Source organism: Urbifossiella limnaea, assembly GCF_007747215.1.
GTDB lineage: Bacteria > Planctomycetota > Planctomycetia > Gemmatales > Gemmataceae > Urbifossiella > Urbifossiella limnaea.
This window is the reverse complement of the sequence record NZ_CP036273.1, coordinates 1448876-1468504: the sequence shown is the minus strand read 5'-3', so window position 1 is coordinate 1468504 and position 19629 is coordinate 1448876. Positions and strand designations below refer to the sequence as shown.

Sequence of the window (19629 nt, the reverse complement as noted above, 5' to 3'; positions counted from 1 at the left end):
TGCGAACCGTCGCCCTCCCCACGCCACCGAGAACCCACCGATGCTGACCCGTCGCGACCTGTTTAAGAGCGCCACCGCCGGCGCCGCCGGCCTGGCCTTCCCCGGCCTCGCCGCCGCCCAGCCGAAGGGCCCCTTCGTGCTCGCGCCGCTGCCGTACCCGGCGACCGACCTGGAGCCGGTCATCGACGCGGAGACGATGACCATTCACCACGACCGCCACCACCAGGCGTACGTGACGAACCTCAACGCCGCTCTGGCCGGCGCCCCCGACTGGGCCGCGCGACCGATCGAAGACATCGTCCGCAACATCGCCACCGTGCCGGAAGCGGTCCGCACCGCCGTCCGCAACAACGGCGGCGGCCACCTCAACCACACGTGGTTCTGGCGGATGATGGCCAAGCCCGGCACCGGCGGCGCGCCGTCGGCCGAGCTCAGCGCCGCCATCGACGCCAGCTTCGGCAGCATGGACGGCTTCAAGAAGGCGTTCACCGCCCGCGCCCTGGGTCAGTTCGGCAGCGGCTGGGCCTGGCTCGTCGTCGGCGGGGCCGACGGCAAGCCGCTCGGCGTGAGCAGCACGCCGAACCAGGACAGCCCGCTGATGGAGGGGAAGCACACGCTGCTCGGCGTCGACGTGTGGGAGCACGCGTACTACCTGAAGTACCGCAATGTTCGCGCGAAGTACGTCGAGGCGTGGTTCCAGGTGGTAAATTGGAACCACGTGAACGAGCAGTACACCCGGCGGCCGAAGGCGTGACGCCCACGAAGCCTCCACCCGCCGCGGCGGGTGAGGGTCGCCCCCGCGACCAGTCCCACGAACCGCCCGACACCAGACACAAAAACGCAAACAGTGAATTGACACCGGCAGTCCGCCCGGTGACAATGCCGGCGGGGAGGGATCGGCGCGACACCTCCGCCCCCCAATCGCCGGTTTGTGCTATACCCAAACTACCGGCCGGTTCGCCCCGGCCGGCGCCCCCGCCGCAAGGACCCGGCTCATGCGCAGCGTCACCTTTCTCGTACTCGAGGGCGTCGACAAGGGGCGTGTCTACAAGGACCTGCCGATCCCGGTCACGATCGGCCGCGAGGAGGGGAACGGCCTGCGTCTCAACGACGAGCGCGTCAGCCGCTACCACGCCAAGATTCAGATCGAGGACCAGGACATCATCCTGACCGACCTCGACAGCACCAACGGCACACGGGTCAACGGCGCCGCGGTGCAGATTCGCCGGCTGCGGCCGGGTGATCAGGTGTCGATCGGCCGCAGCATGTTGCTGTTCGGCACGATGGAGGAGATCGCCGCCCGCCGGGCCACGTCGGTGCCGGCCAACGGCGGCGCCCACGCCCAGACGATTCGCGCCGACGAGCTGGCCGCCGCCGCGGGCCGGGTGCCGGCCGCCGCCCCGCTCGACCCGGAGGCGACGCCGAAGCAGTGGTCGGCGTTCGACGACGACCTACCGCCGCTGCCGAACAAGCTGACCCCGGCCCAATCCGCCCGGCTGAGCGAGATCTTCGACTACCTCCACCGCGGGTTGACGAACGCCGTCGAGAACATCGACGCCAACGAGGACGGGACGGAGGTCAAGCTCGGGTTCAACGAGTGGCAGACGGTTCAGGCGGTGCAGATGCTGCTGGCCCGGTACGGCCGCACCATCAGCGAGCCGGAGCCGATGCGCTAGACCCGGCGAAGCCCACCCGCCGCGGCGGGTGGGCGTTCGACCATCCATCAGGCACGACCCGTCACCCTTGCCCAGCTTCCCACGCCACTTCCCCAGTCCGCCCCAACCGCCTGAACTAGTGCGACCCGCGCCGTCGATTCGTCCCTCCGGGGAGGACGACGGATGCGCCGGCTGCTGCTCGTCGGTTTGCTCGCGTCCGCCGGGTGTCAGACGCTCCTCGGCCCGCCGCCGCCGGAGCTGACCACACCCGCCGACGACGACTCGCTGACGCTCGCCGCCGAGTGCCTCCAGCGTGGCGAACAAGCCGCCGCGGCGACGCACCTCGAGGCGCACGTGAGCCGGTACCCGGACCAGCCGATGTTCCGGGCGCACCTCGCCGAGCTGTTGTGGAAGCTCGACCGCGCTGCGGAGGCGCGGGGCCACTTCGAGCGGTTCGTCGCCGCGGCGCAGGACGGGACCGGCCCGGTTCGCGGACACCTCGTCCACTGTCACACCCGGCTGATGGAGATCGCCCGCGACGACGGCGACCGCGCGGCCGAGGCGTTCCACCGCGGCGCGGGGTTGTTGCGCCTCGCGGATCAGCCGGGGGCCGACGAGGTGGAGTCGCGCGAGGAGGTGCTGTGTCAGGCGGTGAAGGCGCTGGCCGAGGCCCGAGACCTGCGCCCCGGCGACGCCCGGCCGCTGGCGTACCTGGCACTGGCGCACGAGCGGGCGGGGAACCCTCGTGCGGCGGCCGCGGCGCGGGCCGCGGCGCGGACCGCGTCGCCGGCGGGGCTGACTGCCGCGGAGCGGCGGCAGTTAGCCCTCACGCTTCGGGACTGACCGCCGTGCGACCGCGACCCCGCCGGCCGCGAGGACCATCGCACCCACGGCCGCGTAGAGCGTGACCTCCTCACCGCTCACCTCCCCCGGGCCGGGCCGGCGGCCGAATCGCTCGAACGGCAGCTTCGGCTCGTCCGGCGGGACGATGACGACCAAGGAGCCGCCCCAGTAGAGGAGCGCGACGACCAGGAAGGTGCCGAGCACGGCCGTCGCGGCCACGCGATTGGAGCCCCGGGACCGGACGAACCACGCGATCCCTGTCACGACCGCCCCGACCGCCGCGCCGCGGACCACCTGCGACGCCAACCTTGCTCGCGCGTAGCCGGGGTCGCCCGGGTAATAGAGCACCGCCACGTTTGCGGCCGCGACCGTCGGCCACGCCAGCAACACGACCCCCGCCCACGCAGCCGCACGCATGACACCTCCGGGGAACGACACCGGCCCCGGCGGGGTCGCCGCCGGGGCCGGTCAGGATGCGCGTCAGGTCGGACTTGGGATCAATGCCGGAACAGGAACTCGCGGGTGTTCACCAGCGCCCAGAGCACGTCCTCCCACGCCTTCCGCTTGTCGGCCCCGCGCTCGACGTGCGCCAGCGCCAGCCGCCGCTCCTCGCTCGACGGCCCCCGCGACAGCGCCGCGAAGTACAGCTCCGTCAGCACCTCGTCGTTCGACTTCTTCGCGTCCAGCAGCTTGCCGAGGCGGTTGCCGGGGTTGCGAATCTTGTCGTTCACCGTCGGGCCGTTGATCAGCTGCAGCGCCTGCGCCAGGTTGCCGTCGCTCTCCCGCTCGCACTCGCACGCCAGCTCCCGCGCCGGCTGGCCGAACGTCTTCAGGAAGGCGTTGTTCACCTCGCCGTCCGGCAGCTGGATCGCCCGCGTCCCCGCCGGCAGGCCCGGGAACTTCTCGGGCAGCCCCGTCACGTCGCACAGCGCGTCCAGCAGCTGCTCCGCGGTCAGCAGCTTCGTCACGGCGTGCGAGAAGTACTTCGTATCGTCGCGGTTGCTGTCGGTCGGCTGGGCCGACAGCTGGTACGTCCGCGACTTCATGATCGTCTTCACCAGCGCCTTGTGGTCGAACTTCGACTTCACGAAGTCCTTGGCCAGGGCGTCGAGCAGCTCGTCGTTCGCGGCCGGGTTCGACTCGCGGAAGTCGTCGACCGGGTCCACGATCCCCTTCCCCATCAGGTGGAACCACACGCGGTTGGCCACCGACTTGGCGAAGAACGGGTTCTCGGCGCCGGTCAGCCAGTCGGCCAGCTTCTCGCGGCGGTCCACGCCGGCCGGCACGTCCGCGTCGCCGACGCCGATGTACCGCGGCCGCATCGTCTTGCCGGTCCGCGGTTGCGTCACCTCGCCGTCGCGGCTCACGAACACGACCTCGGCGGCGCCGGCCGGCGCGGCGGGGCGGGTGCCGATGACGCCCGCGGGCCGCTGCTTCACCCGCGCGAACCACGCCGCCATGCCGTAGTAGTCGTCCTGCGTCCACCGCTCGAACGGGTGGTTGTGGCACTTCGCGCACTGCATCCGCACCCCGAGGAACAGCTGGGCCGTCGTCTCGGCCAGGCTCTGCGGGTCCTTGGCGATGCGGTAGTAGTTGGCCGGCGGGTTGGCGTAGGTGTCGCCGGTGGACGTGATGATCTCGCGCACCACGGTGTCGAACGGCGTGTTGCGGGCGAAGTGGCCGCGGAGCCACGCCTGCATCCCGTAGCTCCCCTTGATCTGGATCGTCTTGCGGCTGCTGCGGAGCACGTCCGCCCACTTCAGCGCCCAGAAGTCGGCGAACTCCGGCATCTCGACCAGCCGGTCGATCAGCTTCTCGCGCTTCTTCGCGTCCTGGTCCGTGAGGAACGCCCGGCTCTCGTCCGGCGTGGGGATGCGGCCGACGGCGTCGAGGTAGGCGCGGCGGACGAACTCGTCGTCGGCGCACAGCTCCGACGGGGCGATGCTCATCATCCGCAGCTTGTTGAACGTGTGCGTGTCGACGTAATTCGTGGCCGGCGGGTTGGGCCAGGTGAAGCCCTCGCGCGGCTCCAGGTACGTCACCCGCACCGCGACCATCTCTTCGAGGTAGCGGCACAGGATGGCGACCTCGCCGGGCCGCTTGAACTCCACCAGCCCGCTCGGCGTCACGTCGGCGACCGACGGGTCGGAGCTGCTGAAGTTGGTGAGCCGGGTCACGTCGCGGCTCTTGTTGTCGGCGAAGGTGGCGACCACGGCCAGCTGCTGCCAGCGGGCCGGCGTCTTCAGCACGCGACCGCCGCCGGCGACTTCCACCTTCTTCACGCCGGGCACCGTCGGGGCGTCGTCCTTCAGCCCTTCGGCGATCCACGCCAGCACCATCTCGCCGGGCACGCTCGCCATGCCGAAGCGCTGGCCGCCCTCGTGCGGCACGGCGCCGACGCCCTTGAGCAGCAGCAGGCTCTGGGCCGGGCTGTGCTTGTCGGTGCGGCGGCCGAACTGCTCGCGGGTCAGCATCAGGTAGTCGGCCGCAGGGTCGAACCCGCGCAGCGACAGTTTGAAGCCGTTCTTGCCGCTCGGGGTGCCGTGGCAGGCGCCCATGTTGCACCCGCCCACGTTCATCGCCGCGATGACGTGGTTGCGGAAGCTCACCGGCGACGGCTGATCCATCGCGGCGACCGCGACCGGCACTTGCACCGTCTTGCCGCCGACGGCCAGCGTCAGCGTCGCGGCGCCGTTGGCCTTCGGCCGCAGGTACAGGCCGTCCTGCACGTCCACGATCGCGGCGTTGTTCACCGTCGCGGTGGTGAGCGTCGTCAGGTCGCGGACCGTGCCGTCGGCGTACCGGCCGGTGACGACCAACTGCCGGGCGTCGCGGACGCCGTCGAGGGTGACGCTGGCCGGCGTCACTTCCACGGCGGTTGGGGTGCCGGCGACCTCGGCGCGGCTTGCGGGGTCGGACGGCGGGGCGGCGGCGGCGGGCGACGCAAGTGCGAGCAGGACGGCGACGGCCGGAACGAGGCGGGTCATGGAGCCCTCGCGGGAGGCGAGCCGGGGCGAACCCCGGTGGGTGGGAAAGCGAAGCTGGCGGGTGCGATTCAATCGTTAGCCTAACCGATCCTCGGCCGGGGGGCGAGAGAATTTCGTATCCTGCCGGGGGTCCAACTTCTTTTCGGGGTCACGCGATGGGCAGGCGGCTGATCAGCACGGGCTCGCCGTTCGAGGCGGAAATCGGCTACTCGCGGGCGGTCGTGGACGGCGAGTGGGTGTTCGTCTCCGGCACCACCGGGTTCGACTACGCCACCATGACCATTTCCGACGACGTGGCCGAGCAGGCCGACCAGTGCCTGAAGAACATCGCCGCCGCGCTCGCCCAGGCCGGGGCTTCCCTCGCCGACGTGGTACGCGTCACCTACATCCTGCCGACGGCCTCGGACTTCAAGCCGTGCTGGCCGGTGCTGAAGAAGTACTTCGGTGAGAGTCGCCCCGCCGCGACCATGTTCGCCGCCGGCCTTACCGACCCGCGGATGAAGATCGAAATCGAGGTGACCGCCCGCTTGCGGACGGCTTCGTAGCACGGCATCGATACTGGACAAGTGTTAGCTAGATTTCGGGATCGTCCAGTGATTTTTTCCGTTCGTCCGAACTCATTCACGGGGAAGCGGTTTCGCCCGACTCTGAGCTCGCCCGAATGCATCGATTACGCCGGACGTAATGGCGAAGATCGGATGAATCTGCGGGCTGCGCCCCCTCGTGCGGGTCGCGCCGGTCCGGAGAGTGCGGTAGAATGGGGGTATGACGACCTCCCCGCGGCTCGCCGGACCCGGCCGCCCGGTCCGGATCGCCGTTACCGCCGACCTCCACTTCGGCCCGCGCCACCCGGGCGGGGCCGCCGCAACCCACGCCCTCGCGGACGACCTGTTCCGCGACCCGCCCGACCTGTTCGTCATCGCCGGCGACGTCGGCGCGGGCGACGAGTTCGGCCGGTGCCTCGACCTGTTCGCCGAGTTGCCGTGCCACAAGGCGCTGGTGCCCGGCAACCACGACATCTGGGTCCGCTCCGACGACCCCCGCGGCGACTCCCTCGACGTGTACCGGCACCACCTGCCGGCCGAGGCCGCGGCCCGCGGTTTCCACTACCTCGACCACGGCCCGCTGGTGCTGCCCGAGGCCCGGTTCGCGGTGGTGGGCTCGATTAACTGGTACGACTACTCGTGGGGCGTGGACCGCCTCCGCGAGTTCACCCCGGAGTGGGCCGACCGCCTCCGCACGAAGCGGTTCACCCGCGGCCGGCACAACGACGCCAACTTCGTCCGCTGGCACTTCGACGACGCCGGGTTCGCGCAGGAGGCGGTGGAAACGCTGAACGACCACCTCGCTGAGGCGCTGAGCCAGGTGCCGGCGGCGCTGGTCGTGACGCACCACCCGCCGTTCCGCCGGTTGAACTACCCGAAGCCGGACCCGCCGGACCTGGACGCGCTCATGTGGGAGGCGTTCAGCGGCAACGCCGACCTGGAGGACGTGCTGGCGAAGTACGCCGGCCGGATTCCGCTGGCGTTCTGCGGGCACACCCACTTCGCCCGCGAGGCGAGCTTCGGCCCGACGCGCGGGTACAACGTCGGCGGCGACTACGGCTTCAAGCGGCTGTTGCGGGTGGACTGGCCGGCAGGCGAGGTGACCGCGGTCGAGTACAGCGGGGCCGGCGAGATGGCGGGGCGGTAGTTTGCCCGCCGCTCGCGGCGTAGCGCTACGCCGCGAGCAACTACAACGGGTTCCGCGCGAACACCCAATCTTCGACCGGCCGCCCGCCGACCAGGTGCTCCTCGACGAACCGCGGCACGCGGTCGGCAGTCATGCCGGCGTACCACGTCCCTTCCGGGTACACGACCATCACCGGGCCGCCCTTGCACACGCGCAGGCAGCCCACCTTCGTGCGGTAGCACGCGGCGGGGCCGGCCGCCAGCGACAGGTTGCGGTCCTTCAACTCGCGCTTCAGTGCGTCCCAGGCGGCCTCGCCGGCTTCGGACGCACAGCACGTCGGGCCGAGGCACAGGAAGACGTGCCGGTGGAAGTGGCCGATCAGCAACTTGTCGGCGATGGCGGCGAGCTCTCGGCGTTCTTCCGGGGTCATGGCCACACCAGGGACAAATAACGCGCTACAGCCCGGAATGACCAATTACCAATGACCCACCAATGACCACGGGAGAAAAGCGGTGGCTTCCGTGGTCATTGGTGGGTCATTGGTAATTGGTCAGTTCCCGCGGAGCCGTCGCGCGACCTCCGCGAACGCCAGCACGCTCGCCGTGCTCGCCGCGATCACGAGCCAGTCGATCACGCCCAGCGGCTCCACGTTGAACACCGCCCCGCCGACGGTCACGATGAGCACCTGCCCGACCACCGTCAGCGACGCGATCAGCAGGAACTGCGGGTTGGCGAACAGCTTGTAGAAGCCGCTCTCGCGCGGGTCGAGCGACCGGCAGTTGATCTGGTTCCACACCTGGAAGAACACGTACACGCAGAAGAAGATCGTCGCCTGCCGCAGCGTCAGCTCGGGGAACTCGCCCGACTTCTCGCCGGCCCCCGCGAACCAGCCCCAGTGCTGCATCCCCATCAGCAGCGCGATCATCACCACCACGAAGAACGCCGCGGTGATGAGGATGTTCCCCGCCATCGCCCGGGTGACGATGCTGTCGTCGCGCCGCTTCGGCTTCGCCCGCATGAGCCCCGGCCGCGGCGGCTCGCTGCACAGCGCGATGGCCGCGAACGTGTCCATGATGACGTTGATCCACAGCAGTTGCAGCACGGTGAACGGCGGCTTGAGCCCCAGGAACGGCCCCAGGAACGCGATCGTCAGCGCGCTCACGTTGATGGTCAGCTGGAACTGCACGAACCGCTGGATGTTCTCGTACAGCGACCGGCCCCAGCTCACGGCCTTCACGATGGTGCCGAACGAGTCGTCGAGCAGCACGATCTTGCTCGCCTCCTTCGCCACCTCGGTGCCGGCGATGCCCATCGCCAGGCCCACGTCGGCCTTCTTCAGGCTCGGCGCGTCGTTGGTGCCGTCGCCGGTCATGGCCACGACGTGCTGCTGCTCCTGGAGCAGCTTCACCATGCGGTACTTGTCCAGCGGCCGGGCGCGGGCCAGCACGCGCAGGTGCGGCAGCTTCGCCTTCAGCTCGTCGTCGGACAGCTGGTTGAACTCGTCGGAGGTCATCGCCAGCGCGTCGGGGCTGTCGAGCAGGCCGCACTCGCGGGCGATGGCGCGGGCCGTCTCGATGTTGTCGCCGGTGATCATCTTCACCTCGATCCCGGCGCCGCGGCACTGGGCCACGGCCGGCGGCACCTCGGGGCGGATCGGGTCGCGGATGGCGACGAACCCGGTGAAGACGAGCCCCTTCTCGATCTCGTCGCGCCGCTCGTGGATGGCGTCTTCGTCCTGCGGGAAGCCGGGCGGCAGCACGGCGTGCGCGAACGCCAGCGTCCGCATCGCGTCCCCGGCGGCGCCCCGGAGGCCCATCATGAACCGCTCGCGCACGTCGGCGAGGGGCCGCACGGAGCCGTCGGCCGCGAGGTAGCGGTCGCAGTGCTCCAGGATCATCTCCGGCGCGCCCTTCACCAGTGACACCAGCTTGTCGCCGTCGCGGGTGACGGTGGTCATCCGCTTGCGGTCGGACGAGAAGTGGAGCTGGTACAGCACCGGGTGGTCGGCCCGCAGGGTGGCGTAGTCGAGGGCCGGCCCGCCGGGCACCCACGCCCCGCCGCGGAGCCACGTCAGCAGCGCGCCCTCGGTCGTGTTGCCGACGGTGAGCGTCTTACCGTCCTTCTCCTCGAGGCTGGCCGTGGAGTTGACGGCGCTGTTGAGCACGAGCCACCCGAGCGGCGTGCCCGGGTCGGCGCTGCTGCCGGCGACGGTGTCGTGAACGTCGCCGCCGATGCCGACGCGGCTGACGGTCATCTTGTTCTGCGTCAGCGTGCCGGTCTTGTCGGAGCAGATGACGGTGGCGGAGCCGATCGTTTCGGTGGCGACGAGCTGGCGGACGAGGGCGTTGGCGCGGGTCATCTTCCGCATGGCCAGCGCCAGCGACACGGTCACGCTCATCGGCAGCCCCTCGGGGACCGCGACGACGACGATGATGACCATGTACACGAAGTACGACAGCAGCGCCCGCACGCTGCCGAGCAGCACCGGGCCGGCGGCCTCGTCGGCGCCGGGCCAGCGCACCTCACCGACGTACAGCCCGCGGGCCAGCAGCGCCACGAAGATGGCGACCGCGGCGATGTAGCCCACCTTGCTGATCAGGTCGGCCAGGACCGTCAACTTCTCCTGGAGCGGCGTCGCGGCCTTCGAGATGGTCAGCTTCTGCTGCACGCGGCCTTCGGCCGTCTCGGCGGCGGCCTCGTCGCCCTCGGGCTCGCCGGACAGGCGGCGGGCGATCTGGCCGATCATCGTGTCGTCGCCGACGTTGCCGACGACCATCAGGCCGACGCCGTCCACGACCTGGGTGCCGCGGTAGACGCAGCCGGGCTGCTCGGGGCCGTCGGCCGCGTCGTCGTCGCGCGCCGCCGTCTTCTTCACCGGCTCGCTCTCGCCGGTCATCAGCGACTGGTCGAGCATCAACTCGTTGGCCCGCAGGACGCGGCCGTCGGCGGGGATTTCGTCGCCCATCTCCAGCACGACCAGGTCGCCGACGACCACGTCTTCGAGCCCGACGGCGTGGACCGTGCCGCCGCGCGTGACCTTGACGTGAACGTCGTCCTTGGTGGCGTTCAGCTTATCGAACTCGTTGTCGGAGCGGTACTCGGCGTAGAACGCGACCCCGGTCGCCAGCGCGACCGCGATCATCACCGCGAGCCCTTCATACGACGGGTGGCCGACCAGCACGCTGACGCCGACGAGGACCGCGGCAAGGCCGAACAGAATGGAGGGCACCCAGTCGCCGAGCCCCTTCACGACCGCGGCGGCGACGACGACGGCCAGCACGGCGGCGAGGCCGAGGCCGCCCCACACCGGGGAAGCGTCAAACAGGTCGACGACGATCTTCAGCAGCGACGCGGCGAGGAGGATCTTGATGATCGGTTCGTCGAACTTCTCGAGGAACTTCTTCCAGACCGGCTCTTTGGGGAGCGGCGTGAGGCGGTTGGCGCCGAACCGGCCGCGGCTGGCGGTCACCTCGTCCGGGGTGAGGCCGGCGTCGCGGGCCTTGGGGAACAGGTCGGCAACGTCGCGGAGGGAGCGCATGGGGGGGTTCAACGTGGGGAAGGATTGGGGGCTTCGCCGCTCGCGGCTTCGCGCTGCCCAGCGCTAAGCCGCGAGCGGCGAAGCCCCGAGCCGGCGGGCACGGACCGCCCCGGGTTACTGTTCCATCACTTCCTTCTCCTTCTTCGACCCGAGGTCGTCGATCTTGCCCTCGTAGAGCTTGAGCAGGTCTTGAACCTTCGCCTTCCCCTTGTCGCGGTCGTCCTCGGTCATCGTCTTCGCCTTCTCGGCGTCGTCGAAGTGCTTGTTCCCGTCGCGGCGGATGTTCCGGCAGCTGACCTTCGCCGCCTCCGCCTGCTTCTTGATCTGCGCCACCAGCTTCTTCCGCTGGTCGCCGCTCATCGCCGGCAGCGACAGGCGGATCGTCTTCCCGTCGCTATTCGGGGCCAGGCCCAGGTCGGACGAGCGGATCGCCTTCTCGATGTCCTTCAGCACCTCGGCCTGGTACGGCTTGATGACGATCGTCGCCGCGTCCGGGCAGGACACCGACGCCATCTGTTCCAGCGGCGTGGGGCTGCCGTAGTAGTCCACCCGCAGCGGGTTGACGAGGGCCGGGGAGGCGCGGCCGGTCCGCAGGCCTTTCAGGTCGTTGCGGAAGACGTCGAGCGCCTTCTCCATCCGGTCCTCGGCGTCCTTGAGGATTTGCGCGCTGCTCATCGGGGCACCTGCGGTGCGGGATTCGGAACCGTTCAGAGGTGTCAGTCTATTTGGCGGGCCGGCGGCGTCAGCCGGCCACGATCGTCCCGATCGGCTCCCCGGCCACGGCCCGCTCGATGGCCCGGTCGCGCTTGTAATTGAACACCAGGATCGGCAGCTTGGCGGTGCGGCACATGTCGAACGCGCCCATGTCCATCACCCGCAGGCCGTCGCGCATCACCTTGTCGTACGTCAGCCGGTCGTACTTCTCGGCGAACTCGTTCACCTCCGGGTCGGCGTTGTACACGCCGTCCACGCGGGTCGCCTTCAGCACGACCTCGACGCCGAGCTCGGTGCCGCGCAGCGCGGCGGCGGTGTCGGTGGTGACGAACGGGTTGCCGGTGCCGCCGGCCAGGATGACGACGCGGCCCTTTTCGAGGTGCCGCAGCGCCCGGCGGCGGATGTACGGCTCGGCGACCGTCTCCATTCGCACGGCGCTCTGCAACCGCGTCTCGACCCCCATCGCCTCCAGCGTGTCCTGAAGGGCGAGGCCGTTCATGACGGTGGCGAGCATTCCCATGTAGTCGGCGGTGGCCGGCTTGATGGTCTCGCCGCCGGCGGAGAACTGCGCCCCCCGGAGGATGTTGCCCCCGCCGACGACCACGGCCAGTTGCACGCCGCGGGCGACGACGCGCTTCAACTGCTCGCCGATGGCGGCGGCCTCATCCAGGCTGATGCCGCTCTTGCCGCCGTGGCCGAGCGCCTCGCCGCTGAGCTTCAGCAGCACGCGCTTGTACTTCGGGGTCCAGTCGGTGTCGGGCATGGGGTATCCGTCTCACTTCGGTATCCGGATGGAATAGGAACTCTGCCGCACCGCTTGAAGGGGTGATGGGGTGAAGGGGTGAGAACGCCTCCCCAGGCCACCCCTCACCCCTTCACCCCCGGCACGCCGCCGCCGCCGCACCCGCCGCCGACGCCGAATACGAGGAAGATGATGAGCATCTGCGCCCCCAGCACCACAGTGCCGAGGATGCGGCGCACCGTCGTCTGCCCGGGCATCATGTAGCCGAGGCTGCCGGCCATCAGGAACAGGAACCCGAACATCATCCCGTACATCTCGAACCACCGGGCCCGCTTCGTGCTCACCCGCTCGTAGGCCGCGGCCTCCTCCACGCGCAGGCGGTCGTGGTCCTTGTCGAACTTCTCGCGGGCGGCGTCGATGTCGGGCTGGGATTTGCCGTCCTTCCGGAGCTTCCGCTCCTGGGCGCTCCACTCGAGGTCCATCCGCTCGCGCGTCCCCTCGGCCCGGCTCACGGCGGCGTTCCCGATGATCGGCTGAAAGAGGAACACGATCACCAGGAACGCCCCGAACCCGAACAGCAGCGACGCCACCCCGCCGAAGTCGTTGAACACCTTCAACGGGTCGAACGCCATCCCGCCGCGCGCCGGCGGGCGGCGCGGCCGGTCGTCGAGGTCGTCCATCTCCTCGACCGGGCGGGGCGGGGGCGGCGGCCGGGGGCCCGAGGCCGTCGGCGGGGGCGGCTCGTCGAGCGCCAGCCCGGCGTCGGTCACGGTCAGGCCGGTCTGGCACTTCTTGCAGCGGATGCGGCGGCCGATGTCCTTGGCGGCGACGTTGTAGACGGCCCCGCAGGTCGGGCAGGTGTTGTTCACGAGCGGGCGTCCGGGAAGATCAGGGTTCGGGCAGCGGGATTGTAAGACCCGCCGGACGGCGACGCAACAAACCACTCGTGGGCCGGGCCGCCGGCGGCTATACTCGTCGTGTCCCACCTGCCGGCCATCCCGGGCCGACACCTGTTCCCGACAAGGAACCCTCTCATGCTCCTCCGCCGCCTGTTCGTCGCCGTCCTCGCCGTCGGTTTCGTCGTGGCCGTCGGCCGCGCCCCGGCCGCCGGCCAGGACAAGAAGGAAGAGAAGAAGGAAGAGGCCCGCAAGGGCACGGTCACCGGCGAGGTGACCGGCAAGGGTGAGGCCTGGATCGAGGTGAAGGCCGACGGCGAGGAGAAGGCCCGGAAGTACGTGCCGCACTGGCGCGGCGGCGCCCCGGCCGCCGGCGGCGGCCCGGACAAGGCGATGGTCGCCCGGCTCAAGGAAATTCCGCTGAAGAGCCGGGTCCGGCTGGAGTGGACGTTCGAGGAGCGGCCGCGCGTCGAGAAGATCGAGGTGCTGAAGTCGGGCGCCCCGCCGAAGAAGTAACCCACCCAAGTCCGCCGGAGCCCAGCTATGCGATCCGCCCTCGCCGCCGTCGCGGCGGCCGTGCTCCTGCCGGCCGCCGCGGCCGCCCAGAACGTCGACCCGAAGCAGCACGGGTGGCACACCGACTACGCCGCCGCCAAGGCCGAGGCGCGGCGGACCGGCAAGCCGATGATGCTCGTGTTCCGCTGCAACCCCTGACTCGACTGCGCCGAAGTCGACGGGCAGGTTGTCCGTCTCCACAAGGACATTTCCGACATCGCCGACCGGTTCGTCCGGGTCCGGCTCGTGCAAATCGCCGGCATGGACCTCCGCGTCTTCGACTTCGACTACGACGTGACGTGGTACGTGTTCTTCCTGAACGCGGACGAGACGGTCTACGGCCGGTACGGCGGCCGCGACGCGCGCGGCGACCAGAGCCGCATCAGCCTGAAGGGGCTTCGGTACGCCATGGGCCGGGCGCTGGAGGCGCACCAGGCCGCGCCCCCGCCGGCGAAGCGGGCCGACCCGCCGCTGCGCCCCGAGGACATCCCCGCCGCCAAGCGGCACAAGGGGTGTATCCACTGCCACAACGTCAACGAGTTCCGCCGGGCGGACGCGAAGGCCATTGGGAACTGGGACCGCGCCAGCGTGTGGGCCTACCCGCCGCCGGACAACGTGGGCGTCGTCGTCGATCTCGACGCCGGCGACCGGGTGAAGGCCGTCGCCGCGTGCTCGCCGGCGGACAAGGTCGGCATCAAGCCGGGCGACGTGCTGCGGCGCCTGAACGGCGTGCCGGTGGCGTCGTTCGCGGACGCCTCCTACGCGCTGCACAAGGCGCCCGCGAAGGGGACGATCCCCGTCGTGTGGTCGCAGGCGGGGAAGGAACGGACCGGGGCGCTGGAACTCGCCGACGGGTGGCGGAAGACGAACATCACGTGGCGGCCGTCGCTGCTCGACATCCTGCCGTCGGCCCCGTTCGCCGGCGACGACCTCACGGCCGACGACCGCCGGAGGCTCGGGCTGACCGCCGCGCGGGCGGCGTTCCAGATCGGCGACAACCTCCACCCGTCGCTGGCGAAGGCCGGGTTCCGCACCGGCGACGTGGTGGTGGGGTTCAACGGCGTCCCCCTCGACGGCACGACCGGCGATTTGTTGGGGTACCTGCGCCGCAACTTCCTGGTCGGCGACACCGTGACCGTGGACGTGATCCGCGCCGGCCGCAGGGCCGAGGTGAAACTGATGCTGTCGAACTGACGGCCCGCCCCGCCGTACCGGGTCATAGGATGGACCCGGTACGGCGGGCCGACCCCGCCTTCCGCCCGCGGGGACCAGCATGACCACGCCGCTCACCGTCGTCATTTTCGGGGCGTCCGGCGACCTCGCCGCCCGCAAACTCATCCCGGCCCTGTACAACCTCGCCCGCAAAAACCGCCTCCCGGCCGAGGCCAAGATCGTCGGCGTGGCCCGCTCCGCGTTCACCGACGACGCCTTCCGCGCCAGGATGAAGGAGGCCGTGGCCGCGCACAAGGAGCAGTGGGACGAGGGGGTCTGGGACCGCTTCGCCAAACAACTCTACTACGTCGCCGCGGACATCACCGGCGACGGCGGCCCGGGGCCGCTCAAGGCCTGGTTCGACGCCAACGAGGGCCCGGCGGGCGGGCGCCGGTTGTACTACTTCTCGGTCAAGCCGGAGCTCTATCCCGACCTCAGCGCCGCGCTCGGCGACGCCGGGTTCAGCCAGGAGCACGGCGGCTTCCGCCGCGTCATCGTGGAGAAGCCGTTCGGGCACGACCTCGAAACCGGCAAGGCCCTGAACGCCGCCCTCCACAGGCACTGGAAGGAAGAGCAGCTCTACCGCATCGACCACTACCTCGGCAAGGAAACCGTCCAGAACATCCTGGTGTTCCGGTTCGCCAACACGCTGTTCGAGCCGCTGTGGAACTACCAGTACATCGACCACGTGCAGATCACCGTGGCCGAGACGGTGACCGTGGGCGAGCGGCTGGCGTACTACGACACGTCCGGCGTCATCCGCGACATGATCCAGAGCCACTTGTTGCAGGTGATGACGCTGGTGGCGATGGAGAGCCCGGTGCGGTACACCGCCGACACGCTCCGCAACGAGAAGATGAAGGTGCTCGACAGCATCCCGGTGCCGACCGTCGAGGAGGCGGAACACCTCGTGTCCGTGGGCCAGTACGCGGGCTACCGGCAAGAGCTGGCGAAGCTGAAGGCCAAGCTCACGGCCGCGGGGAAGCACGACGAGGCGGCCGCGATCAACCCGGAGTCGAAGACGCCGACGTACGCCGCGGTGCGGCTGACGGTGGAGAACGGGCGGTGGAAGAACGTGCCGTTCTACATCCGCTCCGGGAAGGGGATGACGAAGCGGTACAGCGAGATCATGATCCAGTTCCGCTGCCCGCCGCACCTGATGTTCCCGCTCCCGAAGGGCGAGGTGCTGCAGTGCAACCGGATGACGCTGGTGCTGCAGCCGAACGAGGGGATCACGCTGAACTTCCAGACGAAGGTGCCCGACACGGACGGCACGAAGCTGAGCCCGCGCGACCTGTCGTTCGACTACCGCGACGGGTACGGCGACAAGCCGCTGCCGGAGGCGTACGAGCGGATGCTGCTGGACGCGATCCAGGGGGACGCGAGCCTGTTCCTGCGGAGCGACGAGATCGAGCGGGCGTGGGAGATCATGGACCCGATCATCGCGGCGTGCGAGCGGGCGGCGGCGGCGGACCCGGAGGAGTACGCGATCGGCAGCCACGGCCCGGCGGGGGCGGACCAGTTCCTCCTGAGCGAAGGGCGGAAGTGGCAGCCGATCGGGTGACCGATCGCACATTGGCTCGGGTTTTGCCGCTTGCGGCATCGCGCGGACCCGCGCGATGCCGCAAGCGGCCCCTCTTCTCGCCGGAGCCCCCGATGCGCTCAGTGGTTGCCGCGCTCGCCCTTCTCGCCGCCCCGCCCCTCGCCACCGCGGCCGACGGCGACACGCCGTTCGCCAAGCACGGCAAGCTCCGCGTCGCCAAGGCCGGCACTCACCTGGAGCACGCCGACGGCACGCCGTTCTTCGTCCTGGCCGACACCTGCTGGACGGGCCCCGCCCTCAGCACCGCCGCCGACTGGGACTTCTACCTGAAGGACCGCAAGGCCAAGGGCTTCACCGCGATCCAGTTCAACTGCGTCTCCCCGTGGCGCACCGCCCCCACCGACGCCGCCGGCCGCACCGCCTACGACCTCAAGGACGGGAAGCTCGTCCCGAACGCCGCCTTCTTCGAGCAGCTCGACGCGCGCCTCAAGGCGGTCAACGACCACGGCCTGCTCGCCGTACCGGTGCTGGTGTGGGCGCACAAGAAGGGCGACGCCGGCGTCGAGCTGACCGAGCCGCAGGTGACCGACCTCGTGAAGTTCGAGGTGGACCGGCTCAAGGGGGCTCACTGCCTGTTCGTGCTGGCCGGCGACGCCCGCTACACCCCGGCCGAGACGGCGAAGTGGAAGGCCGTCGGCCGGGCCGTGTTCGGCAACATCGGCGGCCCGCTCGTCACCACGCACCCGACCGGCATGAACTGGCCGTGGAGGGACTGGGCCGACGAGAAGTGGCTGACCGTGCTCGGCTACCAGAGCGGCCACGGCGACGACGCCAACACCGCGAAGTGGATTCACTCCGGCCCCGTGGCCGCGTACGTGAAGAAGGAAGACCCCACGCGGCCGGTGGTGCGGCCGGACGTGCCGGTGCGGCCGATCATCAACCTTGAGCCGCCTTACGAGGACCACTTCGGCTACCAAAGCCGCCGGCCACACTCGGCGTACAGCGTCCGCCGGGCCGTCTACTGGAGCCTTCTCAGCACGCCGGTCGCCGGGTTCACCTACGGCGGGCACGGCGTGTGGAGCTGGCACACGAAGCCCGGCGAGGAGCCGACCGACCACAAGGGGACCGGCCCGGCCAAGACTTGGAGGGAGGCGCTGAGCCTGCCCGGGGCGGCGCAGATGGGCCACGTCCGGAAGCTGTTCGAGTCGCTACCGTGGACGCAGCTCAAGCCCGCCCCGGAGCTCGTGACGCAGGACGCGAAGGGCGACCCGTTCACGTTCGTCGGCTGCGCCGCGACGCCGGACCGGAAGGTGACGGTGCTGTACTTCCCGGCCGGCTCGAAGGGGCTCGTGGCGCCGCCGGTGGCCGCAGGCGCGGAGCTGACGTGGTTCGACCCGCGCACCGGCGAGAGCCGCCGGGCCGTGCTCACGCCGCCGCCGGACGCCGAGGACTGGGTGCTGGTGGTGCGGCGCCGGTGATTCGAGGCGCGGCCCGCCGTGCCCTCTGGACTTCTCCCCCCCTTCTGGGAACAATCGGGTGTTCCGCCGTCGTCCGCCCGGAGGACCCCCGATGCCGCCGCCCCCGAGCCGGTTCGCCCCCGGCGACCGCGTCCTGGCCCCGTGGGAGCCGCAGTGGCTCTACCCGGCCACCGTCACCGACACCGACGAGTACGAAGAACTCGCCGCCGTGGCGTTCGACGACGGGGACGCCGGCCGGGCGTCGTTCGTGCTGCTGCGGCCGATCGCGCTGGCCCCCGGCGAGTTCGTCGCCGCCCGCCGCGACCGCGACAAGAACAAGTACGACCCGGCCACCGTCGTGGACGTGGACGGCGAGACGGTCCGCGTCGAGTACGAGGACGGCCGCAAGGACCAGATGGCCGTGGTGTACCTGCGGGTGCCGGTGGCCGGGCCGCTGGCGCAGGGCGCGCGGGTGTTCGCCCCCCGGGAGCGCGGCTGGCTGTACCCGGCAACGGTCGGCGACATCGTCGGCATGGTGGCCGACGTGGAGTACGAGGACGGCACCGCGGCCGAGGTGATGGTGCCCGACCTGCGGCTGCTGCAACTGATCCCGGGGCAGCTGGTGTGGGCGCGGCGGGAGCGGCTGGGCGAGAAGTACGAGCGGGCGGCGGTGGTCCGCGCGGCCGGCGGCAAGGCGACGGTGGAGTACGACGACGGCCAGGAGGCCGAGTTGCCGCTCGCCCGCGTCCGCCTGCCGGTGGCCGAGGCGTGACCGGCGGAACGTCCGTTGCACGCGGCCCAGTGTGACAGTACGCTGTCATTACCCCACGAGGCCGCACCCATGACCCGCTTCCGCCCGTCGCTGTGCGCGCTGGAGGCGCGCGAGAACCCCGCGTCGTTCTTCGTCGCGTCCGGGGCCATCGCCGGCGGGCTGCCGCTGGTCGAAGTCGTGAACCCCGGCGGCATCGTCATCAGCACCTTCCAGGCGTTCGAGAGCACGTTCACCGGCGGCGTCCGCGCCGACACCGGCGAGCTCGACGGCAACCCCGCCACGGTCGAGGTGGCCGTCGCGCCGGGGCCGGGCGGCGGGCCGCGGGTGCAGGTCTACGCCGTCCGCATCGACACCGGCGCCACCACCAAGATCGGCGACTTCTTCGCCTACGAAGACAGCTTCCGCGACGGCGTCCGGATCGCCGTCGGCGACATCGACGGCGTCGCCGGCGGGCTGGACCAGATCGTGGTGGGCACCGATCAGAACGGCGGGCCGCGGGTGCGGGCGTTCCGCTTCGACGGGTTCACCCCGACGCCGCTGACGACGCCGCTCGGCAACTTCTTCGCGTTCGAGCCGGAGTTCCGCGGCGGGGTGCGCGTCGCGGCCGGCGAGCTGGACGGGAATCTTTCCAACGGCGACGAACTGGTCGTGGCGGCCGGCCCCGGCGGCGGCCCGCGGGTGCGCGTGCTCCGCGGCGACGGCACCGTGGTCAACGACTTCTACGCCTTCGCCCCGACCACGACCGCCGGCGTGAACCTTCAGTACGACGTGGTGACCGGGCTGGTCCGCTACGACCTGGCGGCGGACGACTTCTCGCAACGGAGCGCCCGGCTGAACGCCCCGATCCTCGCCGCACTGGCGGCCGCCGCGTCGGGCTTCAACCAAACCGGGACGACGGGCTTCAACACGGTTGCGACGGGATTCACAATCAGCCAGGACAGCGGGAGCACTACGACGACGAGCGGCTCGTTCGGGCCGGGCGGCCCGACGACGGGGGCCGCCACTGGCACCGGCAACGGCCTGACGTTCTGAGCCGCGGCCGCG

The 19629-nt window shown here is 70.6% G+C and carries 18 protein-coding genes; 11 read left to right on the top strand and 7 right to left on the bottom strand.

Translation table 11 applies throughout. From position 1 onward, the window contains the following. The first annotated feature begins 40 nt into the window (after positions 1-40). From ETAA1_RS05905 to ETAA1_RS05895, 3 genes are all read left to right on the top strand, one after another. Complete coding sequence (locus ETAA1_RS05905) at positions 41-754, top strand: superoxide dismutase (protein ID WP_145235190.1); 714 nt, start codon at positions 41-43, stop codon at positions 752-754. 241 nt (positions 755-995) lie between these two features. Further along, a complete protein-coding gene (locus ETAA1_RS05900) occupies positions 996-1676 on the top strand; it encodes an FHA domain-containing protein (RefSeq protein WP_145235188.1) in 681 nt (226 codons plus the stop codon). Between the two features lie 162 nt (positions 1677-1838). After that, positions 1839-2498 (top strand): hypothetical protein, encoded by a 660-nt coding sequence (locus tag ETAA1_RS05895; RefSeq protein WP_145235186.1) that lies wholly within the window; start codon positions 1839-1841, stop codon positions 2496-2498. Here ETAA1_RS05895 and ETAA1_RS05890 read toward each other — a convergent pair. Next, positions 2475-2915 carry a hypothetical protein gene (locus tag ETAA1_RS05890; RefSeq protein ID WP_145235184.1) on the bottom strand — a complete coding sequence of 147 codons (441 nt, stop codon included), beginning with the start codon at positions 2913-2915 and terminating at the stop codon, positions 2475-2477. The genes ETAA1_RS05895 and ETAA1_RS05890 overlap by 24 nt on opposite strands. 80 nt (positions 2916-2995) lie before the next feature. After that, a complete protein-coding gene (locus tag ETAA1_RS05885) occupies positions 2996-5485 on the bottom strand; it encodes a DUF1549 and DUF1553 domain-containing protein (RefSeq protein ID WP_145235182.1) in 2490 nt (829 codons plus the stop codon). Positions 5486-5640: 155 nt separating this feature from the next. Here ETAA1_RS05885 and ETAA1_RS05880 point away from each other — a divergent pair, with 155 nt between their 5' ends. Beyond that, positions 5641-6030: a RidA family protein gene (locus ETAA1_RS05880; protein WP_145235180.1), complete on the top strand. Its 390-nt coding sequence runs from the start codon at positions 5641-5643 to the stop codon at positions 6028-6030. Positions 6031-6250: 220 nt separating this feature from the next. After that, positions 6251-7177 carry a metallophosphoesterase family protein gene (locus ETAA1_RS05875; protein WP_145235178.1) on the top strand — a complete coding sequence of 309 codons (927 nt, stop codon included), beginning with the start codon at positions 6251-6253 and terminating at the stop codon, positions 7175-7177. Positions 7178-7217: 40 nt separating this feature from the next. On the opposite strand, the gene ETAA1_RS05870 is transcribed toward ETAA1_RS05875, so the two are convergent. The 5 genes from ETAA1_RS05870 to ETAA1_RS05850 all read right to left on the bottom strand — a co-directional run bounded on the left by ETAA1_RS05870 (position 7218) and on the right by ETAA1_RS05850 (position 13019). Next, entirely contained in the window at positions 7218-7586 is a 369-nt protein-coding gene (locus tag ETAA1_RS05870; RefSeq protein WP_145235176.1) for a (2Fe-2S) ferredoxin domain-containing protein, read from the bottom strand. Positions 7587-7706: 120 nt separating this feature from the next. Then, positions 7707-10694 carry a calcium-translocating P-type ATPase, PMCA-type gene (locus ETAA1_RS05865; protein ID WP_145235174.1) on the bottom strand — a complete coding sequence of 996 codons (2988 nt, stop codon included), beginning with the start codon at positions 10692-10694 and terminating at the stop codon, positions 7707-7709. 114 nt (positions 10695-10808) lie between these two features. Next, positions 10809-11369 (bottom strand): ribosome recycling factor, encoded by a 561-nt coding sequence (frr, locus tag ETAA1_RS05860; protein WP_145235172.1) that lies wholly within the window; start codon positions 11367-11369, stop codon positions 10809-10811. 67 nt (positions 11370-11436) lie between these two features. After that, entirely contained in the window at positions 11437-12171 is a 735-nt protein-coding gene (pyrH, locus tag ETAA1_RS05855) for a UMP kinase (protein ID WP_145235171.1), read from the bottom strand. A gap of 104 nt (positions 12172-12275) precedes the next feature. Further along, positions 12276-13019, bottom strand: coding sequence for an MJ0042-type zinc finger domain-containing protein (locus ETAA1_RS05850; RefSeq protein WP_145235169.1), 744 nt, complete (start codon positions 13017-13019; stop codon positions 12276-12278). A 165-nt stretch (positions 13020-13184) separates the two neighbouring features. Here ETAA1_RS05850 and ETAA1_RS05845 point away from each other — a divergent pair, with 165 nt between their 5' ends. The 6 genes from ETAA1_RS05845 (at position 13185) to ETAA1_RS05820 (ending at position 19617) form a co-directional block, all read left to right on the top strand. Continuing rightward, entirely contained in the window at positions 13185-13562 is a 378-nt protein-coding gene (locus ETAA1_RS05845; protein WP_145235167.1) for a hypothetical protein, read from the top strand. A 27-nt stretch (positions 13563-13589) separates the two neighbouring features. Then, the gene (locus ETAA1_RS05840) at positions 13590-14795 is read left to right on the top strand and encodes a Trx7/PDZ domain-containing (seleno)protein (RefSeq protein WP_315851292.1); all 1206 of its coding nucleotides are present in this window, start codon (positions 13590-13592) and stop codon (positions 14793-14795) included. 79 nt (positions 14796-14874) lie between these two features. Then, a complete protein-coding gene (gene zwf, locus ETAA1_RS05835; protein WP_145235162.1) occupies positions 14875-16377 on the top strand; it encodes a glucose-6-phosphate dehydrogenase in 1503 nt (500 codons plus the stop codon). 92 nt (positions 16378-16469) lie between these two features. Beyond that, entirely contained in the window at positions 16470-17834 is a 1365-nt protein-coding gene (locus tag ETAA1_RS05830) for an apiosidase-like domain-containing protein (RefSeq protein ID WP_145235160.1), read from the top strand. Positions 17835-17925: 91 nt separating this feature from the next. Continuing rightward, complete coding sequence (locus ETAA1_RS33355; protein ID WP_145235159.1) at positions 17926-18585, top strand: tudor domain-containing protein; 660 nt, start codon at positions 17926-17928, stop codon at positions 18583-18585. 69 nt (positions 18586-18654) lie between these two features. Further along, complete coding sequence (locus ETAA1_RS05820) at positions 18655-19617, top strand: hypothetical protein (RefSeq protein WP_145235157.1); 963 nt, start codon at positions 18655-18657, stop codon at positions 19615-19617. Positions 19618-19629 lie beyond the last annotated feature (12 nt).